The sequence below is a fragment of the Janthinobacterium sp. 17J80-10 genome, from assembly GCF_004114795.1.
In the GTDB taxonomy this organism is placed as follows: domain Bacteria; phylum Pseudomonadota; class Gammaproteobacteria; order Burkholderiales; family Burkholderiaceae_D; genus Paucimonas.
In genome coordinates this window covers 2,991,422-3,004,711 of the sequence record NZ_CP035311.1, presented here as the reverse complement: position 1 = coordinate 3,004,711, position 13,290 = coordinate 2,991,422, and the positions used below count along the sequence as shown (strand labels likewise).

Annotated in this window: 10 protein-coding genes; all 10 read left to right on the top strand. The window is 62.6% G+C overall.

What is annotated here, in order from left to right:
• Positions 1 to 79: 79 nt before the first annotated feature.
• Positions 80 to 1,345, top strand: coding sequence for a lipoprotein-releasing ABC transporter permease subunit (locus EKL02_RS13480; RefSeq protein ID WP_128902529.1), 1,266 nt, complete (start codon positions 80 to 82; stop codon positions 1,343 to 1,345).
• Positions 1,338 to 2,069 (top strand): lipoprotein-releasing ABC transporter ATP-binding protein LolD, encoded by a 732-nt coding sequence (gene lolD / locus EKL02_RS13475; protein WP_241687714.1) that lies wholly within the window; start codon positions 1,338 to 1,340, stop codon positions 2,067 to 2,069. The genes EKL02_RS13480 and lolD overlap by 8 nt, the downstream gene beginning before the upstream one ends.
• Complete coding sequence (locus tag EKL02_RS13470) at positions 2,059 to 2,901, top strand: TatD family hydrolase (protein WP_128902528.1); 843 nt, start codon at positions 2,059 to 2,061, stop codon at positions 2,899 to 2,901. The genes lolD and EKL02_RS13470 overlap by 11 nt, the downstream gene beginning before the upstream one ends.
• Positions 2,902 to 5,427, top strand: a complete 2,526-nt coding sequence (locus tag EKL02_RS13465; RefSeq protein WP_128902527.1) for a DNA internalization-related competence protein ComEC/Rec2 — start codon at positions 2,902 to 2,904, stop codon at positions 5,425 to 5,427.
• Positions 5,428 to 5,491: 64 nt separating this feature from the next.
• The gene (locus tag EKL02_RS13460) at positions 5,492 to 6,433 is read left to right on the top strand and encodes a lipid A deacylase LpxR family protein (protein ID WP_128902526.1); all 942 of its coding nucleotides are present in this window, start codon (positions 5,492 to 5,494) and stop codon (positions 6,431 to 6,433) included.
• A gap of 108 nt (positions 6,434 to 6,541) precedes the next feature.
• A complete protein-coding gene (locus EKL02_RS13455) occupies positions 6,542 to 8,200 on the top strand; it encodes a CTP synthase (protein WP_128902525.1) in 1,659 nt (552 codons plus the stop codon).
• On the top strand, positions 8,197 to 9,051 hold the full coding sequence (kdsA, locus tag EKL02_RS13450; RefSeq protein WP_128902524.1) for a 3-deoxy-8-phosphooctulonate synthase: 855 nt from the start codon (positions 8,197 to 8,199) through the stop codon (positions 9,049 to 9,051). Before EKL02_RS13455 ends, kdsA begins: the two co-directional genes overlap by 4 nt.
• A 35-nt stretch (positions 9,052 to 9,086) precedes the next feature.
• On the top strand, positions 9,087 to 10,370 hold the full coding sequence (gene eno / locus EKL02_RS13445; protein ID WP_128902523.1) for a phosphopyruvate hydratase: 1,284 nt from the start codon (positions 9,087 to 9,089) through the stop codon (positions 10,368 to 10,370).
• A 142-nt stretch (positions 10,371 to 10,512) separates the two neighbouring features.
• On the top strand, positions 10,513 to 10,845 hold the full coding sequence (gene ftsB / locus EKL02_RS13440; RefSeq protein WP_128902522.1) for a cell division protein FtsB: 333 nt from the start codon (positions 10,513 to 10,515) through the stop codon (positions 10,843 to 10,845).
• 217 nt (positions 10,846 to 11,062) lie between these two features.
• Positions 11,063 to 13,285 (top strand): DUF1631 family protein, encoded by a 2,223-nt coding sequence (locus EKL02_RS13435; RefSeq protein WP_128902521.1) that lies wholly within the window; start codon positions 11,063 to 11,065, stop codon positions 13,283 to 13,285.
• Positions 13,286 to 13,290 lie beyond the last annotated feature (5 nt).

Genomic DNA, 13,290 nt, shown 5'->3' with positions numbered 1-13,290 from the left:
GTCAACGGGTTGCCTGACAACAGGGTAGCCGGGCTTGTACTGCGGAACTGGCAGGCAGGCCCATTCAGGAGTATTTCTTTTGAGTATCATAAAAAACTTACCATTCGAGTGGCTGGTCGGCTTGCGCTATACCCGCGCCGGCCGCCGCAGCGGGCGCAACAGTTTCATTTCTTTCATTTCCCTGATTTCCATGGCGGGCATTGCCCTGGGGGTGGCTGCACTGATCGTCGTGTTGTCAGTGATGAATGGCTTTCAAAAAGAAGTGCGGGACCGCATGTTGTCGGTGCTGTCGCATATCGAAGTGTTCGATGCCACCGGGGCCTTGCCCAACTGGGAAGAAACTGCGCGCGAAGCCTTTACCAACAAGGCGGTGAAGGGCGCTGCCCCCTATGTTGCCGGGCAAGCCATGATCACGCGTGACGACACGGTGCGCGGCGTGGTGGTGCGCGGCGTCTTGCCGCAGCAGGAGCCGAAGGTGTCCGAGGTGGCATCGCAAGTGCGCCAGGGCTCGTTCGATGCGTTGCGGGCGGGCGAATTCAATATCGTGCTGGGCGGCGAGCTGGCGCGCTCCATCGGCGTCGGCCTCGGCGACCGCGTCACGCTGATTGCGCCGCAGGGGCAAGTCACGCCGGCCGGGGTGATCCCTCGCCTGAAGCAATTCAATGTGGTGGGCATTTTCGAGGCGGGCCATTACGAGTTCGATTCCTCGCTGGCCTTCATCCATATCGAGGATGCGCAAAAAATGTTCAAGCTGCCGGCGCCGTCCGGCCTGCGCCTGAAGATCGCCGACATGCAACAGGCCCCCCAGGTTGCGGCGGAGCTGTCGACGATCCTGACCGGCAATGTGCTGATCCGCGACTGGTCGCGCCAGAACCGCAACTGGTTCGCCGCGGTGCAAACGGAAAAGCGCATGATGTTCATCATCCTCACGCTCATCATCGCCGTGGCGGCCTTCAATCTGGTCTCGACCCTGGTGATGACGGTGACCGACAAGCAGGCCGATATTGCGATTTTGCGCACCATCGGCGCGTCGCCGCGCTCGATCATGAAAATCTTCATGATCCAGGGCGCCGTGGTCGGCCTGATCGGCACGGCCATTGGCGTCGGACTGGGCGTGCTGGTGGCCCTCAACGTGGACGTGATCGTGCCCTTCATCGAGCGCTTGCTGGGCGTGCAATTTTTGCCCAAGGATATTTACCTGATCAGTGCCTTGCCCTCCGACTTGCGCTTGTCGGATGTCTGGACCATCGGCGGCGTGGCCGTGGTGCTGGCCTTTGTGGCGACGCTGTATCCGAGCTGGTGGGCGGCGCGCGTCAAGCCGGCGGAGGCTTTGCGCTATGAATAAGGTGAACGCCAACATGAATGCGAACGTGAACGCAAATGTGACCGGGCCTGTGCTCTCCTGCCGCAACCTGGGCAAGACTTTTACGCAGGGTAAATACGCCGTCGAGGTGTTCAAGCATATCGACTTTGCCGTGTCGCGCGGTGAGCGCGTGGCCATCGTCGGCGCCTCGGGATCAGGCAAGTCCACGCTGCTGCATCTGTTGGGCGGGCTCGATGTGCCCAGCACCGGCAGCGTCAGCTTGCAAAACAAGGACATGTACAGCCTGAACGAGGCGGCGCGCGGCGACTTGCGCAATGCGTCGCTGGGCTTCGTCTACCAGTTCCATCACTTGCTGCCGGAGTTTTCCGCGCTGGATAACGTCGCCATGCCCCTGATGATTCGCCGCGTCAAGCGCGCCAAAGCCCAGCAGGTGGCCGCAGGCATTCTGGAGCGTGTCGGGCTGGCCAATCGTGTCACGCATGTGCCGGGCGAATTGTCCGGCGGCGAGCGCCAGCGCGTGGCCCTGGCGCGCGCACTGGTGACGCAGCCGGCCTGCGTGCTGGCGGATGAGCCGACCGGCAACCTGGACCGGCCGACGGCGCAAAAGACCTTTGACCTGATGCTGGAACTGTCCAACAGGCTCGGCACGGCCTTCGTCATCGTCACCCACGACATCGAACTGGCGCGGCACTGCGACCGCATCCTGCGTCTCTCGGAAAACGGCTTGCAGCCGCATGTGGATTGATACTCATTGCCATCTGGATGCAGGGGAATTCGCCGGCGAGGCGGAAGAGATCGCCGCACGCGCGGCGCAGCGGGGCGTCGACTGGATCGTGATCCCGGCGGTGGCGCGCGACAATTTCGACGCTGTCGCGCAACTGGCGCATCGCGTGCCGAATGGCGCCTACGCGCTGGGCATCCATCCGATCTTCGTGCCGCAGGCGGCTGAGGACGATTTGCGCCTGATGCGCGACGCGGTGGCGGCTGCCATGAGCGATGCGCGCTTTGTCGGCATCGGCGAAATCGGCCTGGATTTTTTTATTCCGGAATTGAAAGCCGGGCCCATGCGCGAGAAGCAGGAATATTTTTACAGCGAACAGCTGAAGATTGCGCGCGACTTTAGCTTGCCGGTCTTGCTGCATGTGCGCCGCTCGGTCGACATCATCCTCAAGTATTTGCGCCGCATCACCGTGGCCGGCGGTTTTGCCCATGCCTATAACGGCAGTTTCCAGCAAGCCGAGGAATTCATCCGCCTGGGGTTCAGGATGGGCTTTGGCGGCGCCATGACCTTTACCCGCGCATTGCAATTGCGCCGGCTGGCGGCGCAATTGCCGCTTGACGCCATCGTGCTGGAAACCGATGCGCCGGATATCGCGCCCGCCTGGGTGCACCCGGGCCGCAACAGCCCGGAAGAATTGCCACGCATCGGCGAAGTGCTGGCCTCCCTGCGCGGCATCGACACCGCAGATCTTGCGCGCGCGGCCTGCGCCAATGCGATGGCCGTATTGCCGCGCCTGGCACTGCTGGCGCAATCGCCGCCGGCGCCCTCAACAACGGCTGCACCACATTCCGCATAAATGCGCAGCGCCATCCTCGGCTTCGTGGTTGGCGCCGCCTGGCTGCAGATGCAGCCGGACTTGCCAGGCATGTGGGCGCTGCTGGCCTTGTTGTCTGCCGTAGCATCGCTGGCGCTGCTCTTCGGGAAACTGCATCGCCGCAGCGCGCGGCCCGCATGGCGCATGGCTGTCCTGGCCATAGGCGGGGCGCTGGCCGGCTTTGCCTGGGCCGCGCTATTGGCACACTATCATTTGCGCGAGGAATTGCCGCAAGCCTGGGAAGGCGAGGACATCACGGTCATCGGCACCATCGACAGCCTGCCGCACCGTTTCGATCGCGGCATCCGTTTCAATTTTGCGGTCGAACAGGTCTTGCCTGCAGGCGCTGTGGCCGGGGAAGGCGCCCAGGCAAGCCAGGCGCTGCCGCAGGTGCCGTCGCGCCTGGCCCTGTCCTGGTATGGCGGCTTTCGCGGCGAGGATACCCAGACCGTGCCGGGCATCCTGCCGGGCGAGCGCTGGCAACTGACGGTGCGCCTGCGCCGGCCGCACGGCAATGCCAACCCGCACGGCTTCGACTATGAAGTCTGGCTGCTGGAACAGGGCTTGCGCGCGACCGGCTATGTGCGGCCCGACAACCGCATTCACAGCAAGAACAGCAAACTCGACGATTTCGTGCCGGGGTTTTCCAATGCAGTCGAGCGCAGCCGCAACTGGCTGCGCGAACGCATCGTCGCAGCCTTGCCCGGCAAGGACTATGCCGGCGTGCTCGTGGCGCTGGTGGTGGGCGACCAGCGCGCCATCGCCCAGTCGGACTGGCAAGTGTTCAATCGCACCGGCATCGGCCACCTGATTTCGATTTCGGGCTTGCACATCACCATGGTGGCCGGCCTGTTCGCGGGGCTGTTCTCGTTTCTCTGGCGCCGTTCCTTCTTCACGCGCGCGCAATTGCCATTGCTGCTGCCGGCGCAAAAAGCCGCAGCGGCGGCCGCCGTGGCGATGGCGCTGCTGTACGTCTTGCTGGCCGGCTTCGGCGTGCCGGCGCAGCGCACCCTCTACATGCTGACGGTGGTCGCCATCGCCCTGTGGTTCGATCGCCTGACGAGCGTGTCGCACGTATTGTGCCTGGCGCTGGGTGTGGTGATCGTGATCGACCCCTGGGCAGTGCTGTGGCCGGGTTTCTGGCTATCGTTCGGCGCGGTCGCGACCATCCTGTATGCCAGCGTCGGCCGGGTTGCCGCGCCGCGCATTCCGCTGGAAGGGCGTGTCGGCACAGGTCTTGTGGGCAGTCATGCCGGCGCGGCGGCGTCGCCACTGTTGCGCCGGGGCCGGTCGTTGCTGGCGGGCTTGCGCGACGCCGGCCGCACGCAGTATGCCGTGACCCTGGGCCTGGTGCCGCTGACCATGCTGCTGTTCGGCCAGGTGTCGCTGGTCAGTCCGCTCGCCAATGCCGTGGCGATTCCCCTGGTGAGCTTTATTGTCACGCCGCTGGCCCTGGCCGGCAGCGTCATGCCGGCGCCCCTGTCCGGGTGGATATTGTCTGGGGCCCACGAATGCGTGGTCTGGCTGGCGCAGGCGATGGCCTGGCTTGCCGCATTGCCGCTGGCGGTCTGGCAGGCGCCCGTGCCGGCATGGTGGATCTTCGCTGCGGCCCTGGTCGGCACCCTGTGGCTGCTGGCGCCGCGCGGCTGGCCGCTGCGCTGGCTTGGACTATTCGGCTGGCTGCCGCTCTTGCTCAATGCGCCGGCAGTGCCGCCGGCCGGGGAGCTGTGGGTGACGGCCTTCGACGTCGGCCAGGGCACGGCGCTCCTGATCGAGACGCCGGGACGACGCCTGCTGTATGACACGGGGCCTGTGTATTCACCCGATTCCGATGGCGGCAGCCGCGTCATCCTGCCTTACCTGAAGGCGCGCGGCATCCGCTATCTGGATGGCGTGGTGGTTTCCCACAGCGATACCGACCATGCCGGCGGCGCACTCTCGCTGCTGGATGAAATCGAGGTCGGCTGGCTGTCGTCGTCGCTGGCGGCGGACAGCCAGATTGCGCGGGCAGTAACCGCGCACCGGCGCTGCGTTGCCGGACAGGCATGGGACTGGGATGGCATGCGTTTCGAGATGCTGCATCCGACGCCGGAAAGTTACGACAATCCGCACCTGAAACCCAATTCACGCAGTTGCACGCTCAAGATCAGTCATGGCGGCCACGCAATTCTGTTGCCTGGCGATGTAGAACGGGCCGATGAGGCAGAGCTGGTCGATCGCCAGGGCGAACAATTGCGCGCCAATGTGCTGCTGGCGCCGCATCATGGCAGCGGCACTTCATCGACCGCGAATTTCCTGAAGGCAGTCGATCCGCAGATTGCCCTGTTTCAGGTCGGCTATCGCAACCGCTACAAGCATCCCAAGCGGGAAATCTACGAGCGCTATGGCGCGCTCGGCATCCATCGTTTGCGCAGCGACGAATCCGGCGCAGTGATTATGCGTTTTTCCCGTGACATCAAGGTGGAAGAATATCGCGGCACCCATGCGCGCTACTGGTATGGCAGGTAAGCGGCAGTTTCATTCATGGCAAGTCTTCGCTAGAATGGCCGCACCGTTACCTGTCAGGAATCCCATGCCCCGTTTTTATCGATGCGCCGCACTTGGTTTTTTCCTCCTGGGCGCTGCCGCGCTTGCCGCCGCCGAAGGCACTGCCAGCCTGCTGGAGGATTACCGCCGCGTGACGACCCAGGGCAAGGCGGTCAACCGCCTGGAGATCGACAACGATTCGCTGTTGCTCAACCGCGATGACGGCTTTTATTCCAGCGGCTTGCGCTTCACGCGCGAGCATGCGCTGCGCGAGGGCAGCCAGATCACCGTGTTTGGCTGGCGCCTGGGCCAGGAATTTTATACGGCGTCCGATATCAAGCTGACGCCGCCGCAGATTGGCCCCAGCAACCATCCCTATGCCGGCTGGCTGTATGGCGGGATGTTCCGGGAAACGCGGCGTGAGGATGGCCGCCAATGGCGTTATGGCGTCGACCTGGGCTGCCTGGGGCCCTGCGCTGGCGGCCGCTGGACCCAGACCCGGCTGCATGCGCTGCTGAACCAGCCCCTGCCGCAGGGCTGGAGCACCCAGGTGCGCGACGAGTTCGGCGTGATCCTGTATGGCGCAATGACGCCGCTGCGCTGGAAACTGACCTCCTGGCTGGATGCCGCGCCGATGCTGCACGGTCGCTTGGGCAACATTCATACGGATGCGGGCGCCGGCATCACCGTGCGGGCCGGACAATTGCCCGGTTTCGCCGATGCCACCGGCCTGCACGGCTACCTGAAGCTCGACGCCCGTGCGGTAGCCTGGAATGCGAGCCTGCAGGGGGGCTATTTTTCTTCGAACAATCCGCGTACGGTCAAGCCGAAGCGCGCGGTGGGCGAGGCGGAACTGGGGCTGGCCTGGAACAGCGGCCCGTACGGCGTTACCGGTGCGGTCGTGCGCCGCAGCACGGAAATCGATGCCTTGTCGAATGCGCAGGGGGCCCAGACCTTCGTGCGGCTGCTGTTTACCTATGCGCCCTGACGCCGTGTGCGGGCAGGTTGCGGCAAAGTTGTTTTAGTTGCATCCTTTTGCCGCCCGCTTTGCGGTATAATTTCAATTTCCCGCACGTGCCGTTCGGCACCATCAGCAATGACCAAGTTTGTATTCGTTACTGGCGGCGTGGTTTCATCCCTTGGCAAAGGGATCGCCGCCGCTTCTCTGGCCGCCATCCTTGAATCGCGCGGCCTCAAAGTCACCCTTCTCAAGCTCGACCCGTACATCAACGTCGATCCGGGCACCATGAGTCCATTCCAGCACGGCGAGGTGTTTGTCACCGACGACGGCGCCGAAACTGACCTGGACCTCGGCCACTACGAGCGGTTCATCTCGGCGCGGATGAAGAAGTCGAACAACTTTACCACCGGCCAGATCTATGAAGCCGTGATCCGCAAGGAACGCCGCGGCGAGTATCTCGGCAAGACCGTGCAGGTGATCCCGCACATCACCAACGAGATCCAGGAGTACATCAAGCGCGGCGCCGAAGGCTATGAAGTGGCGATCGTCGAGATCGGCGGTACCGTCGGCGATATCGAATCGCTGCCGTTCCTCGAAGCGGCGCGCCAGCTCGGCCTGCGCTCTGGACGCAACAACACCGCCTACGTGCACCTGACCCTGGTGCCGTTCATCGCCTCGGCCGGCGAACTGAAAACCAAGCCGACCCAGCACAGCGTGCAAAAGCTGCGCGAGATCGGCATTTCGCCGGATGCGCTGCTGTGCCGCGCCGACCGTCCGATCCCCGACGACGAGCGCGCCAAGATTTCGCTGTTCTCCAATATCCAGGAAGACGCCGTGATCTCGGTGTGGGATGCCGACACCATCTACAAGATTCCGCAGATGCTGCACGACCAGGGCCTCGACGCCATCGTCTGCGACAAGCTCGGCCTGTCGCCCAAGCCCGCCGACCTGTCGATGTGGACCAGGCTGGTGTACTTGCTGGAGCACCCGAAGGCGGAAGTCACCATCGGCATGGTAGGCAAGTACGTCGACCTGACCGAATCCTACAAGTCGCTCACCGAAGCGCTGCGCCATGCCGGCATGCATACCGAGAGCCGCGTCAATATCGAGTACATCGATTCCGAGGAAATCGAGGCCAAGGGTACCGGGTCGCTGGCCAAGTACGATGCCATCCTGGTGCCGGGCGGTTTCGGCAAGCGCGGCGTCGAAGGCAAGATTGCTGCCGCCCGCTATGCCCGCGAAAGCCGCGTGCCGTACCTCGGCATCTGCCTCGGCATGCAAGTGGCGCTGATCGAATATGCCCGCCACGAGGCTGGCCTCGTCAAGGCCAATTCCACCGAGTTCGACCTGGAAACCGAACAGCCCGTGGTGGCGCTGATCAACGAATGGCAAAACCATGACGGCAAGGTCGAGACCCGCGATGTCAATTCGGACCTGGGCGGCACCATGCGCCTGGGCGCGCAGACCTGCGACGTCAAGCCGGGCACCCTGGCCGCCGAAATCTATGGTCCCAAGGTAACCGAGCGCCATCGTCACCGCTACGAAGCCAACAACCATTACCTGCCCCGCGTGGAAGAGGCCGGCCTGGTCGTTGCGGCGCGCACGCCGACCGAAGACCTGTGCGAAATCATGGAACTGCCGCGTGCAGGCGCCCATGCGCATCCATGGTACCTGGGCGTGCAGTTCCATCCGGAATTCAATTCGACGCCGCGCAACGGCCACCCGCTGTTCATTTCATTCATCAAGGCGGCGCTGGCACACAAGCAGGCTGCGGCCAAAAAGGAAACAGCATGAAACTCTGCGGATTCGATGTCGGCCTCGACAAGCCTTTCTTCCTGATCGCCGGTCCCTGCGTGATCGAATCGCGCGAGATGGCCTTCGATACCGCCGGCCGCCTGAAGGAAATCACGGCCGAACTGGGCATTCCCTTCATCTACAAGTCGTCCTTCGACAAGGCCAACCGCTCGTCCGGCACGTCGTTTCGCGGCCTGGGCATGGAAAAGGGCCTGGAGATCCTGGCCGACGTGAAGAAGCAGATCGGCGTGCCGGTCTTGACCGACATCCATGAAATCGACGAGGTCAAGCCGGTCGCGGCTGTCGTCGATGTGCTGCAGACGCCCGCCTTCCTGTGTCGCCAGACCGATTTCATCCGCGCCTGCGCCCAGAGCGGCAAGCCGGTGAATATCAAGAAGGGCCAGTTCCTTGCGCCACACGACATGAAGAACGTGATCGACAAGGCGCGCGACGCGGCCCGCGAAGCGAACCTGCCGGACGATGTCTTCATGGCGTGCGAGCGCGGTGTTTCCTTCGGTTACAACAACCTCGTTTCCGACATGCGTTCGCTGGCGATCATGCGCGAAACCGGTTGCCCGGTGGTGTTCGATGCCACCCACTCGGTGCAGTTGCCGGGCGGGCAGGGCACCTCTTCCGGCGGCCAGCGCGAATTCGTGCCGGTGCTGGCGCGTGCCGCGATTGCCGTCGGCATTTCCGGCCTGTTCATGGAAACCCACCCGAACCCGGCCGAAGCCAAATCCGATGGCCCCAATGCCGTGCCGTTGAGCCGCATCAAGGATCTGCTGTCGACGCTGGTGCAACTTGACCGGGTCGTGAAGCAGGCGGGTTTTGCGGAAAACAATTTTGCGTGATCAAAAAAGAATTTAATTTAAATTTGGAGAACTGAATGAGTGCAATCGTTGACATCATCGGCCGCGAAGTAATCGATTCGCGCGGCAATCCGACCGTCGAGTGCGACGTGCTGCTGGAATCCGGCGTGATGGGGCGCGCTGCCGTCCCCTCCGGTGCTTCCACCGGCTCGCGCGAAGCGATCGAATTGCGCGATGGCGACAAGAGCCGCTATTTCGGCAAGGGCGTCCTGAAAGCCTGCGAGAACATCAATACCGAAATCTCCGAAGCCATCATGGGCCTGGACGCCAATGAGCAAGCCTTCCTCGACCGTACCCTGATCGACCTCGACGGCACCGAAAACAAGGGCCGCCTGGGCGCCAATGCCATGCTGGCCGTGTCGATGGCCGTTGCCAAGGCCGCCGCTGAAGAATCCGGCCTGCCGCTGTACCGCTACTTCGGCGGTTCGGGCGCGATGCAGATGCCGGTGCCGATGATGAACGTCATCAATGGCGGCGCACATGCCGACAACAACCTCGACCTGCAGGAATTCATGATCATTCCGGTGGGCGCGCCCAGCTTCCGCGAAGCGATCCGCTACGGCGCCGAAGTGTTCCACACCCTGAAGAAGATCCTGCACGACAAGGGCCTGACCACCGCGGTCGGCGACGAAGGCGGTTTCGCGCCATCGGTTGCCAACCACGAGGAAGCCATCAAGCTGATCATTCAGGCCATCGAGCAAGCCGGCTACGAGCCGGGCACGCAAATCGCCCTGGGCCTGGATTGCGCCGCCTCCGAGTTCTACAAGGATGGCAAGTACCATCTGGAGGGCGAAGGCCTGACCCTGTCTTCGGCCGACTTCACCAACCTGCTGGCGACCTGGTGCGACAAGTACCCGATCATCTCGATCGAGGACGGCATGGCGGAAAATGACTGGGAAGGTTGGGCCACCCTGACCAATGCCCTGAGCAAGAAGGTACAGCTGGTGGGCGACGACCTGTTCGTCACCAACACCAAGATCCTGCGCGAAGGCATCCAGAAGAATATCGCCAACTCGATCCTCATCAAGATCAACCAGATCGGTACCCTGACCGAAACCTTCGCCGCCATCGAAATGGCCAAGCGCGCCGGCTACACCGCGGTGATTTCACACCGTTCCGGCGAAACCGAGGATTCGACCATTGCCGATATCGCCGTCGGTTGCAATGCCCTGCAGATCAAGACCGGCTCGATGTCGCGTTCGGACCGCATGGCCAAGTACAACCAGCTGCTGCGCATCGAGGAAGACCTCGGCGACATCGCCAGCTATCCTGGCCGCAGCGCGTTCTACAACCTGCGCTGAACAAATTGACCTCGGCGCGTTGGCGCTGATACGACAACAGGCGGCCGGTATTCACCGGCCGCTTGCACAATGGTTGACTATTCCTGCCGGTATGCGACCATGTCTATCCTGATGTCTTCCCCCTGTATTCGATAGTGCCGGAATGCGCCTGATCACGATTTGCCTTGCCTTCTTGCTGGTCCTGGTCCAGTACCCACTGTGGCTGGGTAAGGGCGGCTGGTTGCGCGCTTGGGACCTGGACCAGCAGGTTGCCGAGGCGCGCCAGAAAAATGACCAGCTCAAGGCCCGCAACGACAAGCTCGAGTCCGAAGTGCGCGATCTGCAAACCGGTACCGGCGCCGTCGAGGAACGCGCACGCTATGAGCTTGGCATGATCAAGAACGACGAAGTCTTTGTCCAGGTGCTGGAAGCGAGCGACAAGCCGCTGGTCCATCAAGCTTCTGCTGCCACTGCCGTTAAACCCTCTAAACGCTGACCACGTCGGTGCGCCGTCCAGGAATTCTCCTGACTCATTATTTGTTTGGCAATATTTAATATTTTTTTGCATTTATTGTCGGATATCTATTGCTCCTGGGCAATTTTCTGGGACAATACAGTGAGTTGCCGGATAACACGGCGCACGAACATGGGCAAATTACTTGATGATTGCATGAACGCTGGGTGACAGGGAGTCTCCCTGGGGAGGCAAGGCCATGGTTTCCAATCACATAGAAGACAGGCGCAAGCCGCACAACCCGGTTTCGCCGGGATCGCCGGCGCCGGCGGACGTCCTCGCCAGCCTGGTGCAGGTCGCCAGCGGCGCCGCCAATGCCCAGCTCGATGCGTTTGGCGTGCGGCTGGCGGATGCGCTGATGGCATTGTCCGAACAGGGCGCGGAGCCGCAACAGGCCAGTCTCGGCATTGCCGGTGCCTGCCTGCTCAAAAAAAATCCCTACGCTTATTATCATCTGGCCTCGGCCAGGATCGCCGCGTCGCTGCGCAAGGAAATGCAGCATCTGATGCAGCAGGCCGGGTCACAATCCCGGCAAAATCCCGCGGATGTGCCTGCCGCCAGGCCGAGTATCGCGCTGGAACTGGTGTCCTATGAGGAAATGGACAACAAGGTCCGGCTCGGCCATCTTGCGCGCCCAGTTGTGGCGCGGCACGCGGAGTTGTTCGACGCCCTGAATTTGCGCATCGCCAGACTGCTCGGGCGCGATGATTTGCAACTTGCGCAAAACCCCTTCCGCCCCGAAGTGGTCATGGAGGCGTTGAATGCGGCCTGGGCGGACTTTGATCCGGATACCGCTTCGCATCCGCTATTCCTGCCGCGATTGCAACCGGAGGTGTTCCTTGATATGGCGCCGATCCTGCAGGCCGTCAATGACGCCATGATCGGGCACGGCATCCTGCCAGCGGCCAGCGACTCCTACCGCATTCGCAAATCGACCAATTACGCCGCCGAGCAAAAGCGCGAGGCGCAGATCGCCGACGGCCTGCGGCGCATGCTGACCGGGGAGGGCAGCCCGGCAGGTGCTGGTGTAATGCCTGGCACGGCAGCTGGCAGCGAGGGTGTGGCGGGCAACCTGCAAAGCCAGTTGCTGCAGGTGAGTGCCGTCAGCAACCAGCTGATGGGATTTTTGGCCGGAATGCAAAAGACCGTGCTGGACGGGCAATTGGCCGGTCTTGCCAGCCGCGACCATGCCAGTACCGCAGTGCTGGCGGATATCAAGCGCGACGCGCCTGCCGGCGCCCTGAGCCAGGTCGATGAAAATACCATTGACCTGCTGACCAGCGTCTTCGACATGGTCTTCCACGACAAGAATATCGCCGGCGAGATGAAGTCGCTGATCGGCTTCCTCCAGGTGCCGGTGCTGAAGGCTGCGCTGATCGACAAGGATTTCTTTTTCAAGCAGGAGCATCCGGCACGGCGTCTGGTGGAAACGCTGGCGCAGTCGAGCATGGAGTGGGACAAGGACAGCGGCCAGCAAGCGCCCCTTTACCAGACCATGAAGCGCGTCGTCGAGCGGGTGCAAGAGGATTTCGACAAGCAGATGTCGGTGTTTTCCGATGTGCTGGCCGATCTGCAAAGCTTCATTCAGAAAGAAGAACAGGCCGCCACTGAAAAGCTGCAGGCGCCGATCAGCAAGGCCCTGCAGAAGGAAAAGATCGGTCAGGCCACCAAGGTCGCCAGAAACGAAGTGGCCATGCGGGTCGGCACCGGCGAAGTGGTGGCGTTTGTCGAGACCTTCCTGGAAGAAAAATGGGTCTCCGTGCTGACCGTGGCTTACACGCTGCAGGATGAAAAACCGACTGCAGTGCAAAGCGCCGTCGGCACGATGGATGACCTGATCTGGAGCGTCAAGCCCAAGATCACCAGGGCCGAGCGCAAGGACTTGCTGGCCAAGCTGCCTTCCATCCTGGGACGCCTGAACAAGTGGCTCACCGTCGTCAAATGGGAAGAATCTGACCGCATGCGTTTCTTTGCCGATCTGGCCGAAACGCATGCCTCGATCGTGCGCGCACCCCTGCCGCTGACACCGGAGCGCCAGCTGGAACTGGCAATGGAAGTGGCCAAACAGGCCGCCGAGCGCCGCCTGGAAAAACAGGCCAGCGCAGCGCCGGAACCGCAGCCGGATGATTTCGACGAGCAGGTGAAGAAACTCGAGCGTGGCGTCTGGCTGCAGTTCAGCGATGCGCATGGCGGTTCCATGAAAGCCAAGCTGTCATGGTGCAGCCCGATGAAGAGCCTGTTCATCTTTACCACGCACAGGAAAGAACAGACTTTCCAGCTGACCGATATGGTGCTGGCGCAGCGCCTGCGCGAAGGCACTGTCCAGACGGTTTCGCTCGACCGCCTGGTCGACCGCGCGCTCGACCAGGTCTTTGCCAGCGGTGCCAACGACCCGGACATTGCGGCAAAGTCAGCGGCCTGAGCGCC